Source organism: Pseudoalteromonas sp. SCSIO 43201 (assembly GCF_023716725.1).
GTDB classification, from domain to species: Bacteria; Pseudomonadota; Gammaproteobacteria; order Enterobacterales; family Alteromonadaceae; genus Pseudoalteromonas; species Pseudoalteromonas peptidolytica.
In genome coordinates this window covers 195,496-211,190 of the sequence record NZ_CP072684.1, presented here as the reverse complement: position 1 = coordinate 211,190, position 15,695 = coordinate 195,496, and the positions used below count along the sequence as shown (strand labels likewise).

The following is a 15,695-nucleotide window of genomic DNA, read 5'->3' as shown; positions in this document are numbered from 1 at the left end:
GGCAACTCAGCAAGCAGAGACTCGCTTGTCGGCTATATGCCTTGCGGCTTGACCTCATTCGCTTATGCCATTATCCAAACCTCAGGCTATCGAAAAAGACAAGTTCCTGCTACTTTATCTTCAAGGTTACAAATTAGCAGAAAAACATAAGTATCTTTTTACTTCAAGTATACGTATCGCAAAACGTGAAGAATGAGAATAATAGCAGCATCACAACACCAACTAGCAAAGGAGGTATCAGGCTATAATACCTCCTACGTGTCATTAATGCAGATCTTGCGGTCTTCCCATGTCAGGTTGACTGTAATCGCACACACCATCCGGGTAAATCTGTTTTAATTCGCGAACCGCTGGTGCGATATCGATACCTGTGTATAGCCCTTTGGCGATAGCTTGGTCAATCGAAATGCGATGACATTTAAAAATATCTCCAGCCCAGCTTGCACCAGCTTGAATTCGGCTGGTAGAAAACATCGGGTATTTGGCTGTGCAGGTACCTTGAGGCTGATTATTCCAGATCCCATTAAAGACAGTGTCACCGCTAGCAATAACATTGCCGTGTTCGTCATAGCAAGTGTCAAAAAGGGTTGCAGGTTTAGCGTCTGCTACTGATAAACTCGGGTTTTCTTTTAGGTTAAGCAGCCATTCGTCCATTTTCTCAAATGCCAATTTTGTTGGGTTAAATGATTGATGGGCTACCCAAATCACTTGATTGCTAGGGGTTGAGTTTGCAGCTTCCATTCGTAATCGAGTGTAGAATGAAGCTGACATATGGTGCATATCTAACTCATTTTCTAGATAATGCCGAGCATCAATAATGGGTAAATTGACTTTACCGATAAATACTTGGCCAGAGCGATAAGCTTTTTCCATTGCTTGCAGACTGCCTTGGTGCCGAGGTGCTACACCGGTGTCATCCGGTGTTGTGATATTGTGATTCCCCCAAAGTGTTAACCAAATTGGTAGGTTATGACCAAAGGGCAGGGCTATCTTTTCTTGCTGCATTTGCGCTTGTGGCTTCCACGCGCCGATGTTTTTATTGATATCAATAAATTCCGCTAGGGTGATCTGCTGCGCTTTTAACGCTTCCAGACCATACTGGACACCTTGATTATCCCACGTACTCAGCCCCATTCCAGAGTCGTCGGTACCAAATAGGTTAGCCATGTCTTGCCAGTAACTCCAATTTGTATTTTCTACAACCGAGTCTGCGAAAAAAGGCCTCAAAAATCCTTGCCTTGGGTTATTAATAAAAGCAGATAAGCCAAAATATCCATTAATGCACTCACTGTTGCCATCAGGAAATGAGGGAACGAACCCCGACATCAACTGGTTTAGTGGTTGTAAAAAGCCAGCTCGTTGGGGAAAGTCGTTAATGGCATTCATTCCTTCTATATGACGACGCCGGGTCCAATCGCGCCATGCGTTACGGTCATTAGCACGAAAGGTGAAGTAGTTATTTAGCAGATCACAATCAAGGGCATAAGTGGTTTGTGTGATCATATCTGGGTAACTATACAATGGAATTAGACCATCTAAGATCCCATCGCTATTTTGGGCAATGAGGTATTGAGCTAATCCACCACCAGAACCACCAATACCAACGGTATAAAGTGGTTCGCCATATAAACTCGTGAACTGTTTTTTGACCCGTCTAGCAGTATCTTCAGCTAATAACATGTTATAGGTATAACTGGTTTTGTTACCACTTGAGCTTATCACGGCATAGCCCAGCTTTAGCTGCTCTAGTTGCCTGTCAATTACCCGAGTTGCTTTTTGTCTCCCTTGGCGATAGCCAATACCTGAGCCACCATTAAATTGGTAAATTAGCCGTTGGTTCCATTTTGCTTTACCATGCTGGCTGCCAATTTCTTCTGCGTTTATTGGCATCACTATGGTGTAGATAAAGCGGTTAATTGTACCTTGCTCTACCCGCAGCAGTAGCCCAGATTGTGATAGATCTGCTGTGGCGTCTACGGGGGTAATACGCTCATCTTCAGTTATTTGAAAGTATTGTAGTCGCGTTTTAACTGTACAGTCTTTGCTGTAACCAATTATTTTACCAGATTGCTCGCTAAGCACTGGAACACCAACACCATCATGGTTATCAACGTCTGGTTGGCCGAGGCCAGAATCCACTGTCATGCAGTAAAAAGGATACTGATTAGGGCCAGAATATAAACTGGTTGTTGGGCCGGTTTTACCGACAGAAATAGGGAATTCAAAGGGATCTTTGGGTCTTTCTGCTTTGGAAATATGAGGATAAAAGTCCAGAATTGCTGTATTTTCACTACTGGCAATCCCCTTAACGCCTAAGATTTGCTGACGCTCACTCTCCAGCCAATACCAGTATCCTGAGCCTGTAATAAGCACAATCAGAAGTGCGATAAAGAGCCATAATTTTGGTGATTTCATAAGTCGCTCCTCATGTTTTGGATAAACAAACTACTTTTAGCGTCGTTTAAAGAAATGCAGATCGCACTACGAAGCGCGTTATTCGCTCCTCTTGATTTCAAGTTATTGACGTAGCTCATTCCTTGAAATTAAGACACTTACCTTTTGTCCAGACTTCTTTTTTGAAGCACGCGATAACATCAGTGGTATTTACCATATAAATATGGGTATCTTGAAGCCGCATAGATCGAAAAAATGGGTATCAACACTATTGCTTTGGCACTAATACTTCTCACGTACTCACGACCACTTGGGATAATCTTCATCTCATTATCGGTACGGTTTCTGTATTTCTAAGTAGGCACCATATTCAATGAGCAAACGCTTATAAGACGTATATCTTAAGTGTAGAACGGCTCAAATGAAGTGTGGTTATTTGTTTGTTATTTGAACATAAATAAAATGCACAGCAATAAAAAGGTTATATAAAGCAGAATGTTGGTGCATATGTATGATGTTGACTCATTAAATTGTAATACGTGTAACTAAGCTAAAAGTTGATAGCTAAAATGCCTAAGCTTGTTACAGGTATTCCGCGTCTAGTTTCCTAAATACTTTGTTTTTATGGTTTGGATCTGCTCAGGTGTTACCCTATGGAGCTTTGCTCCTACGTAATCTGCTAGCGTCTGATTGCTGCTTTTGTAGCCCATAAACTGGGGCTCAGCGTGAAATGGACTGGGTAAAAATGTGACTGCGAGCTGATGGTGTTTGATCATCTCCAACGCCCACACTTTGTCAACTAACACGGCATCAACTCTATTGTTATTTAGTACGGAGAAAAATATTTTGCCGTCTTCATGGATTTGTTCGTAAAATGAGCGTTCAACAATGGCTGCATTGATAGCTTTGAGACTGTTAATGACCTGCTCGGGATAATTATAGTCTTCTGAAATCATCACTCGTGGTGCCGCGAGCTGATAAAAATCATCTGGCGATGCAAAGCGGCCACGGGTGACTGCAAGAGAAAGCTGCCATGTAGTGAAAGACATATTCAAAGTAGCAAAGCCATCAGCTTTATCAACATGTAGCGTAAAATCGAACGTGTTATTGGCAACACCAGCCAAGCAACGGCGATAAGGAAGTTCGTGAAAAACCAATTTGTAGTCGCTATCGATTAGCGCTGCTTTTATGATTTCAACCTCAATACCTTGCGCCTGTTTGTGTTGGTCAAAAAAACTATAAGGCCACCAACGCTCAAAGCATATATTGATTATGTGTTCATTTGTTTTTGCTTGGGACACTGTACACACAAACACAGCGAACAAAAAGAAGAAGACCCGCATTTAATAAACTATCTTAACTATCCTCCTCTAAGGTTAATTTGAGATAAGAAAAAGCGCAACATGATGATGTTGCGCTTTATATCATTGAGATTTAGTCGATTTACAGTTAAAAGCGGTAAGTAGCTGAAATACCCATGTTGCGAGGGTCTACAATACCAACATAACCGTATTCGTAGCGACGACTGCTCGGTGAAACCAGAGTGTATGCTTCTTTGTCAAAAACATTATTTACGAAGGCAGCAATCAACCAATTGTCAATTTCATAATCGATATTAAAGCGAGACAGCGTGTAATCGCCTGCGATCCGCTCTTGAGTATTGCCGATTTCACCGTAGTACTCATCTACTTTAACGGTGCTAAGGCCAACATGCAGCTCATCAGTGAGCCAATACTTAATTGCTAAATTGGCTGTGAAGCCTGGCGCTGAGCTTAACTCGTTACCATCAAATGCGGAGAATTTTACGCTGGTATCTTGTATTTCGGTTCTTAATACCCCCGCGCCGCCTCGAACCTGAAGATCAGGTGTTAACATCGCGGAAAATTCGAATTCAGCACCGTAGGTGATCACAGTATCCATATTGGAGATACGATATTGAGGATCATTTGCTTGGTAACCATCGTAATTGTTATAAAACAAATTAGCGCTGATATTCACATCATTACTCAATGCCGATCTTAGACCCAGTTCATACGTGTTAACGGTTTCTGAGTCGTAATAATAATACTCTCCAGTTTCCCATTGTAATGCGCCACCTGCACCATTGTACCCTCGTCTAGCACTAAAAGATGCTGTGGTTTTATCATTTACATTGTATTGTAAAACCAGTTTAGGTAAGCGAATTGTTTTGTCTTGATCGAGTAGGGAGTTTAGTACCCCCTGAGCAGTAGTAAAGTGAATATCACGCCACTGTGATTCTTGTTCAATACGTGCCCCAGTGATGATCGTAAAATCAGGGTTTAGTTTATAGCTTAGCTCCCCATATATGGCTTTTGATTTGCTGTCATCACTGCCAAAATAGTTAGCGAAGCCGTCACTATGATAACTTTGTTCTCTATCATAATATGCTAAACCAATGAAGCCTGATAAAAGGTCTGCGTTGTAATTGAGTTTGAATTCGACGTTTACATTGTCCTCATTCATTCTCATGATTTGTTCAAAATTCGGATTAGCTTCATAAGAATCAAAGCCGAAATTGTAATCCATCGCTGCCATCAAAATTTCGTAATCAAGGTTTTGATTTAGCTTGTGGTTGATTTTTAAACTAGTTGTTTTTGAATTGGTATCCATATAACGCTCCCAAGCTGGGATGAAAGCGCGAGGATCCTTTGCAATATAGTTTGTACGGCCTGTGTTACCTTTTTCAAAAGCAATTGAATGGCTAAGCAGTGCCGTTACTCCCTCAAATTGACTAGGTTGCCACAATAATTTAAATCTGGCTTTTTCTGTATTGAGTTCGTTTAGGTCAAATTTAGGTGGGTTATCTTTGTACTCAATGCTGTTGTCGTAGTCTTCACCGTCAACACGCTGACCAGTAATACGAAATGCCAGCTCATTATCAATAAGCGGCCCAGATAGCATAATCGACTTATCTATATAACTATCTTTATTTCTATATGCAACTCTACCTGCACCTTCCCAATCAAAAGAGGGATCTTTGGTCTTTATAAACATTGCGCCGCCGATACTGTTTCGGCCATGGCTAGTAGATTGTGGTCCTCTAAATACCTCGATTTGTTCTACATCCCACATTCCCGTATCACCGGTTAAATCAGCCATAAATGGCTCAGCCACACCGTCGGTAATGGTTGAAACTCTTGCTTTAGCACCACCAGAAACACCGTTGAACCCGGTTGCCGAACCATTGCCTGATACACCGCGAATATCTGGCTTTGCACCTGAAAGTACAACTACATTGGCGATTTCAGAAACTGCACTACTTAAGCTTAAGTGCGTTAGATCTTTGAGTTGAGATTCATCAATTACAGATACGGAAGAAGCGGTATCTTTTAGACTACGTGCTGTTTTTTCGCCTAATACGATGATTTTTTCAATAGATTCGATTTCTTTATCATCATCGGCGTAACTAAGAGGAGAGAGTAGTGCGGTTGAGACACAAAGCGCTATGAGAGACTTATTTGGAGAGTATTTATTCACCGAGGTGATCCTTCTTACCTGATAGTAGTTTTCTTAAGATAATTGCCTGAGCAATCAAGATATACACATCTACACGCTAGGCTACGAATAGGCTAGAGACACAGATTGTTGTCATTTTCGGTTTTATTCTAAACAAAAATGATTATCATATCAATTGCATTTTGTGTTGCTGAAATAAAAACACGCGCTATAATTCTCATGCTTTATTCATCCTTTTTTGATGTGAAACGGAGTTTTACTTTGGTAATTTTGTTTTTTGTCCTTCTCTTGATTGTTGCCATTACGCTGATTTATTGCACCAGCAAACACCAACGCTTGTTGAGTCAACGTCTACCCAAAAAAGCTAGGGTCGTAGGCTATGTTTTGATGATTATCTCTTTCACATGTGCATTTCAGTTATTTGTTGGTGCTGCTGTTTTATTTAGCTGGCTAGTTGCTGTAATGGCGCTGACTGCACTTATCCCACTGACTATTTTGATGCTTTTCAGGAAATCATAATGAGTAGGTTAGCCACGACAGAAAAAGTCCAACCTGATTGGTGGGGGAAAATATTCGCTGGTGCTGTATTTGGACTTGCGTTGAGTTTTGGAATGGTAGGGTTATTTGCATGGCTTGGTAGTGATGGCCTTACCCAAACCATTAGTGTAGAAAAACATAGTTGGCGTACTCAGTTTAATATGTGGATCATACCACCTATTTGGCTGTTAATTCTGAGCTTTGTATTTATGTTTCGAAGCGCAAAGCAAGCACTAATTTGGTTAGGTGGAGCAAACATACTGGTTTATGTATTATTGTATTTTGTGAGAGGGATAGCATGAAGGTAAGAGCAGACATTCTAAGAATTTATCAGGCTGTTCATACGTGGACCGGGATCACGACAGGACTTTTGTTGTTTATAGGTTTTTTTGCTGGTGCCATTACGATGTTTGCAAGCTCCATAGATAAATGGGCGACGCCACCTTCTCATCAATTACCACAAGTCGAGTCGACTCAATATGATACATTAATTCACAGTGTGTTAGCACAATATCCCGAGTCTCAAAATGGACTAAAAGTGAGTTTTGAGGAGGGGCAATCTCCTATTACTTGGTATCAGCAAGGGAGTGCAAGAGGACTAAGCTTAGATAAACAGCTATGGCATGGCACATTGGATGAATCTGGAGAGTTGCAGGCGCATACGAGCTACATCAACGAGCTCTCTGCTTTGGTTGATTATTTACATCGAAGCGCGGGCATTGCAGGGGAAATTGGCCATGATCAAGCGGGTGTGTATGTGCTCGGTATTGCTGCTATTTTGTACTTCATCGCGTTGATCTCTGGGGTGATATTTTTATTACCTACATTGGTCAAAAGCTTCTTTGCACTTAGGGATAATAAAGGGGCAAGTCGTTTTTGGTTGGATACTCATAACTTAATTGGGATCACTAGCTTACCATTTCATATTATTATAGCGCTTACCGTCATTGTATTTGCATTTCACGACATTCTTTATGGTGGCTTAAGTAAGCTATATGGCGATAAACCGCTTTTCGCGCGTGACGCCCCCTCCAAGGTTGAATTTAACGTAGCGCATTTGCCTAGCATTGAAGAAATAGTGGCAAGAGCGAAAGTTTATGCACCAGAACACTCAATCAAAGAGATCACACTTAGCCGCCTAAACAGTAAAAGCCCATCAGCTTCGGTGCAACTGGTAAGTGATGAGTATCTGATGCGTGGACCAAAAACAGACTTCTTGTTTATGAATCCATATACGTTTGAAATCTCAACGAGCAGTGTAATTAATGGCGATCAAGGTATTTGGGGAGCGGTAGTTACCACACTATTTGGTCTTCATTTTGGAAGCTATGGTGGCGAGATAGGACGGTGGGTGTATTTTTTCCTAGGCGTGCTGGGAGCCGTATTATTTTACACTGGTAACTTACTCTGGCTCGAAAAGCGGCGTAAACAAAAGCAGGCCGAGCAATCTAAATCTACTCAGATTATGGGTAAACTCACTATTGGCGTCGCAATGGGTGCGATGCTTGGGGTCGCTGCGGCTTTTGCGGTGACTAAATGGGTGGCGCTGACAGCGTTAAATATAAATGTAGTCTATATGTGGGCTTACTATCTCTGCTTCTTTATTACGCTAATGTCTGCATTTATTTTTGGCATAAGTAAAACCGCAATTTGGTCACAAAGAAGCATCGCGATTTTATGCTTTTCACTGCCGCTATCTTCAATTATTGCGATGATGTTGCCAAGCCTAGGTATTTGGCCAGCATCAGGTTGGTCATCAGTGGTTCTGGAGCTAAGTGCTGCGATCTTTGGTGTCATTTTCTGGAAAATGGCTGATAAAACAAGGCTTCGAGCACTTTATGGTGAGCCTAATAGCATCTGGTTTATTGGTCAGTCGCAGGCTGAGCAAACGCTACAATCTCAATCTGCATAATCAACATAAAAAAGGAGCAATCTGCTCCTTTTTACTTGTAAACTATCATCTATTTTCTTAATTCTGTTATTCTACGCGCTTTGAAATTCTCTACGGAAATATTATGGAACTTACTGCTTGGCTAAGTTTGGCCGCTATTTGTGCTTTCGGTGCGATGTCACCGGGTCCTAGCTTGGCTGTTGTATTGCGCTACAGCTTATTTCATAGTGCTAAACACGGCATTGTGGCGAGCCTTTCACATGGTGTTGGTGTGGGAATTTATGCAAGTTTAGCCATTTTAGGCTTGTCTGGGTTGATCCACCAATTTCCAATTATATATCAGTTTTTGGTTTATGGGGGGGCTGCATACCTCGCGTGGATGGGGATTAAAATCCTAACAAGTAAAAGTGAGGGTCTCAGTGTGTCAAATGCTGATGGAGCTAGCTCATACCGAAAAGCAGCTCAAGACGGGTTCGCAATTGCCTTTTTGAATCCAAAGCTTGCCATTTTCTTTGTCGCACTTTTCTCACAGTTTATAGACCCCGAAAAAATGACACTATTCGTCGGATTTGTCATGTGTATCACAGTGCTTACGATAGACGCCTTGTGGTATTTTTTTGTCTCGGTGGCCAGTGCCTCAGCAAGGGATAAATTTGATTTAACAGCAAAGCGTGCGGTGATTGATAAAATACTCGGCTGCGCCTTTTTACTGCTCGCGATACGAGTTATTTACCAATCCCTGTAGCCACTGAACACATTTTTGGACAGGCGCACTATTTTCGCGCCTATCAGGAATTACAGCATAATATGCGTAAGGCGCAGGAATAGTGAGCTCGTGTTTGCTCAGCTGAACCAATCGACCGTTGGAAATTTCTTTCTCAGCCAGTTTGGGCTCGACTAGGCCAATTGCGTTTTCGTCTTGTATAAATTGGATCACTTGGGTCATTTCGTCAAATGTAAGATGCTCAGCATTGTGCCAATCGACGCTTGCCAAGCTTTCGAACCAAGTTGACCAACTTGGCCACTCTAACGTACCGACGCGACACTTAACTGAGCATAATAAAAATTGTGGAAATGCTTTAGGACTTGCTAATAAGGCTTGATGTTGTTGCCATAAAGCCTTGCTACAAACAGCGACTAGACTGGTATTCATTACTTTCTTTACTCGAACCGCGCCTTGCGGCTTACCATCACAAAAGCGTATTGCTATATCAAAATCGCTCTGTACCAGTGGTCGTATTTTATCTGAAATATCAATCTCAATGTCTGTATCAGGGGTTATTGATTTCAAGCGAGCTAAATTAGGTAAAAGCAGTTGAGTAGCAAAGCGTGTGCTTGCTGTAATGCGTAATGTTTTAGCATCTTGGTTGAGCCGTTTTGCTTGCTCTATTACCGAACGCATTTGTGTAATCGACTCGCAAGCTTGTTGACAAATGATCTGACCCTCTTTGGTCACTTCGAGACCTCCAGGGTGTCGCGTAAATAATAAAAAACCAAGTCGACTTTCAAATTGTCTGATCTGGTAGCTCACGGCTGCAGGTGTGAGTCCAAGTTCGTTAGCTACTTTTGAAAAGTTTTTGAGCCGCAAACTCGCGTCCAAGATTTGAAAGAGAGAGCCACTTAAGTACTTCATTTAATATCTCTGCAAATTTAATTTGTAACGCTGAAAAAACAATTCGTTTTTCAAAGCCTTCTACTTTGGCGAGAATAATACCACACAGAGGTATTTGGACTAATGAAATGAAAAATAATTTTACTACTTTTATTAATGGTAATGTTGCCAAAGAAGAGGTATTAGAGCAGTTGGCATTTGCAGGTCATGCACATTTTACTGCGATGCAGATGCGAGATTATGCAGTGAAAGGATTCGAGTTCCATATGACAAGATTACTGCAAGCTTCACAAAAATTATTTTCAATGGAATTAAATGAGGGTGATGTGATAGAGCAGTTACAAGCCGCTATAAGAGAGGCCCCAAAGGACAGCTCAATCTTAATCACAGTATTTAGTTCGGACGGTGAATTTACGCAAAAATCTAAAGATGCAGAACTCAATATTATGATTAAAACAAGCGCAGCACATAATGGTCCAACTGGGCCTATGCGTTTGAAATCTTTTGAATATCAGCGCCCACTAGCCGACACTAAACATGTGGGTGAAATCGCAAAGACTTACTTTATGCGTGAAGCACATAACGCTGGTTTTGATGATGCCATCTTTGTCCACAATAACCGAGTATTGGAAGGCAGCATTTGGAATCTTGTGGGGTGGGATGGGGAAGGGTTAGTCTGGCCGAAAGGGCCTAAGTTACACGGCACCATGATGCAAATCATAGAAGCAATGGCGCAACAAGCTGGAATAAAGCAAAGCTGTGTTGATATTTCGTTAAGTGAAATAGAGCAGCTAGATGGGCTTGCACTACTAAACTCTTGGACGCCCAGTGTTCCCATCGCGGAGCTTGATGGGATAAAACTTAAATTAAACCATGATTTTTATACATTACTACGAACGTTACATGATAATGCTGTCGTGACTCGGTTAACTGATCTGAACTTTAGATAGTTAGTATCCGTCCGACAGTACGTGGGAATCGATTTGGATGAGGTTAACTCACGTCTTATCAAAACCTTTTCGCTGTATATAGTTATGTAGGATAAATGCTTTGAGCCTGCTATTGTCTACTTTATCCATAGTAAAAGAGATGGCAAGCTCCAGCGGAGTGATCACTTTTATGGAGTTTATCTTTGCAAGTAATGGAATAGGATCACCGAGGTATAGTTTTGCGATCCGACGGGCTAAATTGGCTTGGATCGCGCTTGCTTTGAAGGGAAAAGTATTCAGCAGCCCACCAGATTGTGAAATAGAAACGATATTAAAGGGCATGTATTGAGAGGAGACTCTCAATCTAACAGGGGTCGAAGGGCAAGTTCGCCAACTGCGCGCTGAGCCTGCTTGTGTGGCTTCGAGAATACTCGGAGCCTCGACATTATGCTCGAGTAAATCAATCAGGCTCGATAGATTGGTAAGTGGAAACTCAACGTGCTCATTGTCGTTTTTAGCCACGATACAAAACTGTGAATGACTCGAAATACTTGCCAGTAACTTTTTAATTTCCGCATAAGTTTGCTGCGCCTGCTTTGGAATATTGTCTGATGGCCGTTGTTGCTCAGTGGGATGACTAGTCAACGTTCGATTAATAAACAATAACTCTTCCTTTGTTAGTTTCATGGCTTAACACATCCATTGGGTGGTTGATATTTATCCAGCAAGGTTTGTACCAAATTACTAGCCGTCGCGACTTAGCATGAAGCAAAGCATGGCTAGATTAAGCAGTCACTTGATCAACCATTACTCTTGAGGCAATAAAACGTACCAAAGTGGCAATGAATTGCCTGTGAAGCTAGGTTTTTATCTGAAATATCAAGCGTGGAACTACCTATTGCTTTTCTTTTGACCTGTTTTTAGTTGGTATTGAGGTGGAATAGTGCTTGCTAAGACTAGTTATCTAGCTAACTAAACCTTGATTATTTCATGCAGATATTTTTTATAGGATCACAAGCCCCTGGGCTTAGCGAGGCTACAATTAGCGCTACGCCTGAGATTGCTCTAAGCAGTGAAGACTACCAATTTGATGCAAATACAAAAATACAACGGACAGCATCGTTTGAACAAAATTTGATAGAGGCGGTACAAGCTAAGCCTGCTGTTGAGATAGAAAACCATAAAAATGAGCAAGAGCCACTGAAATTCCAGTTTGCAGAGCATGAGGTTTTGTTTGATCTTGCAAGTCTCGCACAACAAGATGAAGCTGCCTTTGAGGAGCTTAAACGACTGCTAGCGGACATTATGGTCAACCCGATAAAAGTCACGATCGGCAGTAAAGATCAATCTCAGTTACTACTGTTTAAAAATTTAGAGCTGGACTTCTTGGCATATAAAGAACTCTCGGAACGGTTGGAAATGTTAGCCAAGCTCGACCATGAAACCGAAAGTCAAAAAGCGCTAGCACAGCAAGATAGAGATCGCATCCGTACGGTAATAGCAAGTTTACATGCACGATTAGAAAGAGGCCAAGAAACCGTACTTGGTGGGACAACACTAAAATCTTTGGATTTGAATCGCAAAGATTTTGAGCTTGAACTAGATAGCCTGTTTACCAGTGTTGGCTTTGATTCGGATATGCCAGTAACCGGCGCGACTTGATTGCTGTGATCATTATTGTTTAGCAGGATTTGCACTTTTTACCAGGTATAAAACGTAGTAGCCCATACCCGAATCTCACCATTTAAAAAGAACGGGATTAGATTTTACCTAACAGGCGTTTTGAGCGAATAAAAGACGGTCATCAACGTTACTTTTGTTCCACGAAGCGCACGTTCCACTAACTTATTTATGCCCCAAAACAAGCTAGAAAATTTTGCTCAAAGGGCTAACTACACCGTTTGCGCCTTGCTGTAAAACATGGGTATATATTTGCGTTGTCTTCACATCGGAATGACCAAGTTGAGCTTGCACGGTTCTGATATCTGCACCACTTTGTAGTAAATGAGTAGCAAATGAATGTCTAAAAGTGTGGGGCGTTATAGGCTTTGTTATTTGTGCTTTTTTGGCTGCCTCTTTAACCGCTTTTCTTACTCCTGTTTGATGAAAATGATGTCGGCGGATCTCGCCAGTTTCAGGGTCAGCACTTAACTTATATGAGGGAAATAGATACTGCCAAGCAATTGATTTGTTGGCGTTAGGATATTTTCTTGCTAGTGCATTTGGCATCCAAACTCCAGCATAATGTTCATTCTGGGAATCTAATTTTAAGTATTCATCAGCCTGAGCAATTTGATTTCTTAGCAAAGGTATAAGCTCTGTGGCGAGTGTAACCACCCGATGTTTATTTCCTTTCCCATTCCAGATCCGAATGCACTTGTAGTCAAAGTCAATATCCTGAACTCGGAGTTGCACAGCTTCCATTACACGTAAGCCGCTACCATACATTAAACCTGAAATTAAATAATATCGTTTACTTAAAAACGACATGAGACGTTTAACCTCCTCAGGGGTCATAACAATTGGCAACTTAGATTGGCGTTTGCTTCTGACAAACGTTAGATTAGGACACAAATCCTGTTTAATTATTTGTTTATACAGAAAAGATAATGCATTTAACGCTGTCGCTTGTGTTTTAGGCGACACATTACATTTAAGAACAAGGTAGTCGAGATATTGGACAACCTCGTTATCACCCATTGAAGCTGGGTGACGCTTATCATGAAAATGAATATAGGAAGAAATCCATTTAAGATATGTATCAACTGTTCTAAGCGAATATTGCTTAGTCAGCATAAACTCAGCGATGTGGTTTAGAAATGGTGAACGCGTTCTCATTGAGCCAGCCTCAAAATGACTGTGTTTATATACAGTATTGTTGCGTTTCTCCTATAGTCAAGAAAACGACCCATTGGGTCGATCTTGCCGTGTATATGTTCAGAGCAATACAGCGTAACTTCAATGCTGGTAAATACTTTCTGAATTTGATATTAATGGTCAGAGGACAAAAGCGAGACAGATTATGGCAGACAAACGACCCAATCGCTCGATATTAAATTGTTAGGTGTCATACGTGAATCCAAGCGAATTAGTGTCTCAACTAATCGAGCCAAAAGAGCATTTGGACACGAATAAATATTCATACAAGTCAGTTCTTTTGGCTGCTCTTCATTGGCCAACAGATGGCTGGGCACCTCAGGCCATGGACTGGATTGAGTCTGGCGTGGAAATAGACAGTGAAATTGCCATTACTTTAGAAGAGTTTTCGTCAAATAAGCATTATTCTCAAGCAAATAGGCACAGAGCCTTCGCACTAGCAAAGCGTTGGTTGAAAAAGCAATCAACCACCTAACAATCGCATTAAAGCCGACCCATTACACGCTTGCTGGGTCGGCACAAGGCCGAAAAAGACTAGCAAGCGTGTAATGGGCGCCTTATGCGGGCGTTATGTATTTTCGGAGTTTCTAGCTCATGGTTGAGTTCATTTCTACATACTTATTTCCTTTTGAGTCTGGTGCACTAAATGCTGCTATGTATGCCGTTTTTACTGTTGTCATTCCAGCTCTTTTAATGGGGCACACTTCAATTTCTCTCAAAACCCCCACCCGGAATAAGTTACTGATAAACGGTGGGGGGTTAATAATATATTGCATTTTAATTGCGCCCCTTCTTATGACTTTATTGGATACCGTAGGTAAATATGAAAAAGAGTATGAAACGTGCCAATTGAATTATATTTACACAAAAATCGCAAATCCAAATATTAATACCGCGCAACTTAAAGCATGTGAGCCTATAAAAGAGTCTAGCGAAAAAGAACTAAATGATTTCAAAACAATGCTAGTCATATGCTCCATTTTGGTAAATGTTGTGTTGATCTCCTTAGGTGTTAATTTAATAGCTTCGGCGTCTTCGATGTCTAACGAACGTATTTGCCAAGATAATATTCATGAACAAATTGACAACCTAAACGAAAAAATTAACAACCTTTCCTCAAACATTTGGTTACTTGCATTAATAACGGGAATTCCCTTGATAGTTGTATTAATAGCTGTATTTTTATAAATACATAACAAACGCATCAACGCATGGACTAATAAAGCTTGGCTTGGTTCGTGCCTCACCAATTATAGCCAAGCTTTATTAGCCCGTTATGCGGGCGTTAGGTGTCATACGTGAATCCAAGCGAATTAGTGTCTCAACTAATCGAGCCAAAAGAGCATTTGGACACGAATAAATATTCATACAAGTCAGTTCTTTTGGCTGCTCTTCATTGGCCAACAGATGGCTGGGCACCTCAGGCCATGGACTGGATTGAGTCTGGCGTGGAAATAGACAGTGAAATTGCCATTACTTTAGAAGAGTTTTCGTCAAATAAGCATTATTCTCAAGCAAATAGGCACAGAGCCTTCGCACTAGCAAAGCGTTGGTTGAAAAAGCAATCAACCACCTAACAATCGCATTAAAGCCGACCCATTACACGCTTGCTGGGTCGGCACAAGGCCGAAAAAGACTAGCAAGCGTGTAATGGGCGCCTTATGCGGGCGTTATATTTCCTTTGGAGTCTGTCGTGATTCTTAACAATGAGTATGAGGTCACGATTGCAAGTGATGTCAGTAACGGTCGAGACGGAATAGGAGTTGAGATTTACTTCAAGGGTAAGTTGATACTTGAGATATTTCGTGATGACACAAAAAAGTCGCGTGAAGTGACAAGTTATAACAAAGATATACCACTAGAGGTTGTTGAAGCTTCTATAGAATTATTTAAAAAAGAAATACCTTGGGATTTCCAAGGTTAGTTCATTGGAAATATAACAAGTTAATTAAACAATGGACGCAAAACAACAGGCTTG

At 41.2% G+C, this 15,695-nt stretch carries 15 protein-coding genes; 9 read left to right on the top strand and 6 right to left on the bottom strand.

The features are described from left to right. Nucleotides 1–264 precede the first annotated feature (264 nt). From J8Z24_RS17770 to J8Z24_RS17760, 3 genes are all read right to left on the bottom strand, one after another. Complete coding sequence (locus J8Z24_RS17770) at nt 265–2,415, bottom strand: DUF6351 family protein (RefSeq protein WP_252095872.1); 2,151 nt, start codon at nt 2,413–2,415, stop codon at nt 265–267. Nucleotides 2,416–2,993: 578 nt separating this feature from the next. Beyond that, entirely contained in the window at nt 2,994–3,695 is a 702-nt protein-coding gene (locus tag J8Z24_RS17765; RefSeq protein WP_252095871.1) for a substrate-binding periplasmic protein, read from the bottom strand. Nucleotides 3,696–3,843: 148 nt separating this feature from the next. Next, on the bottom strand, nt 3,844–5,892 hold the full coding sequence (locus tag J8Z24_RS17760; RefSeq protein WP_125253419.1) for a TonB-dependent receptor: 2,049 nt from the start codon (nt 5,890–5,892) through the stop codon (nt 3,844–3,846). Between the two features lie 497 nt (nt 5,893–6,389). On the opposite strand from J8Z24_RS17760, the gene J8Z24_RS17755 reads away from it, so the two are divergent. From J8Z24_RS17755 to J8Z24_RS17745, 3 genes are all read left to right on the top strand, one after another. Then, nucleotides 6,390–6,710 (top strand): hypothetical protein, encoded by a 321-nt coding sequence (locus J8Z24_RS17755; RefSeq protein ID WP_147390934.1) that lies wholly within the window; start codon nt 6,390–6,392, stop codon nt 6,708–6,710. Next, nucleotides 6,707–8,320: a PepSY-associated TM helix domain-containing protein gene (locus J8Z24_RS17750; protein WP_252095870.1), complete on the top strand. Its 1,614-nt coding sequence runs from the start codon at nt 6,707–6,709 to the stop codon at nt 8,318–8,320. Before J8Z24_RS17755 ends, J8Z24_RS17750 begins: the two co-directional genes overlap by 4 nt. A gap of 103 nt (nt 8,321–8,423) precedes the next feature. Next, nucleotides 8,424–9,044, top strand: coding sequence for a LysE family translocator (locus J8Z24_RS17745; RefSeq protein ID WP_125253422.1), 621 nt, complete (start codon nt 8,424–8,426; stop codon nt 9,042–9,044). Here J8Z24_RS17745 and J8Z24_RS17740 read toward each other — a convergent pair. Then, nucleotides 9,006–9,932 (bottom strand): LysR substrate-binding domain-containing protein, encoded by a 927-nt coding sequence (locus J8Z24_RS17740; RefSeq protein ID WP_147390936.1) that lies wholly within the window; start codon nt 9,930–9,932, stop codon nt 9,006–9,008. The genes J8Z24_RS17745 and J8Z24_RS17740 overlap by 39 nt on opposite strands. A gap of 107 nt (nt 9,933–10,039) precedes the next feature. Between J8Z24_RS17740 and J8Z24_RS17735 the strand changes: the two genes are divergently transcribed. Then, on the top strand, nt 10,040–10,861 hold the full coding sequence (locus J8Z24_RS17735; RefSeq protein WP_252095869.1) for an aminotransferase class IV: 822 nt from the start codon (nt 10,040–10,042) through the stop codon (nt 10,859–10,861). Nucleotides 10,862–10,909: 48 nt separating this feature from the next. Here J8Z24_RS17735 and J8Z24_RS17730 read toward each other — a convergent pair whose 3' ends face one another. Then, complete coding sequence (locus tag J8Z24_RS17730) at nt 10,910–11,527, bottom strand: hypothetical protein (RefSeq protein WP_147390938.1); 618 nt, start codon at nt 11,525–11,527, stop codon at nt 10,910–10,912. Between the two features lie 303 nt (nt 11,528–11,830). On the opposite strand from J8Z24_RS17730, the gene J8Z24_RS17725 reads away from it, so the two are divergent. Continuing rightward, complete coding sequence (locus J8Z24_RS17725; RefSeq protein WP_252095868.1) at nt 11,831–12,502, top strand: hypothetical protein; 672 nt, start codon at nt 11,831–11,833, stop codon at nt 12,500–12,502. Nucleotides 12,503–12,706: 204 nt separating this feature from the next. Here the strand turns inward: J8Z24_RS17725 and J8Z24_RS17720 are convergent, their stop codons facing one another. Further along, nucleotides 12,707–13,678 (bottom strand): integron integrase, encoded by a 972-nt coding sequence (locus J8Z24_RS17720; RefSeq protein WP_147390939.1) that lies wholly within the window; start codon nt 13,676–13,678, stop codon nt 12,707–12,709. A gap of 235 nt (nt 13,679–13,913) precedes the next feature. Between J8Z24_RS17720 and J8Z24_RS17715 the strand changes: the two genes are divergently transcribed. The 4 genes from J8Z24_RS17715 to J8Z24_RS17700 all read left to right on the top strand — a co-directional run bounded on the left by J8Z24_RS17715 (nt 13,914) and on the right by J8Z24_RS17700 (nt 15,641). Continuing rightward, nucleotides 13,914–14,192, top strand: a complete 279-nt coding sequence (locus tag J8Z24_RS17715) for a hypothetical protein (RefSeq protein WP_252095867.1) — start codon at nt 13,914–13,916, stop codon at nt 14,190–14,192. A 119-nt stretch (nt 14,193–14,311) separates the two neighbouring features. Continuing rightward, nucleotides 14,312–14,905 carry a hypothetical protein gene (locus J8Z24_RS17710; RefSeq protein ID WP_176033379.1) on the top strand — a complete coding sequence of 198 codons (594 nt, stop codon included), beginning with the start codon at nt 14,312–14,314 and terminating at the stop codon, nt 14,903–14,905. A gap of 110 nt (nt 14,906–15,015) precedes the next feature. After that, on the top strand, nt 15,016–15,294 hold the full coding sequence (locus tag J8Z24_RS17705; protein ID WP_252095867.1) for a hypothetical protein: 279 nt from the start codon (nt 15,016–15,018) through the stop codon (nt 15,292–15,294). Nucleotides 15,295–15,410: 116 nt separating this feature from the next. After that, a complete protein-coding gene (locus tag J8Z24_RS17700) occupies nt 15,411–15,641 on the top strand; it encodes a hypothetical protein (protein WP_252094775.1) in 231 nt (76 codons plus the stop codon). The last annotated feature ends 54 nt before the right edge of the window (nt 15,642–15,695 follow it).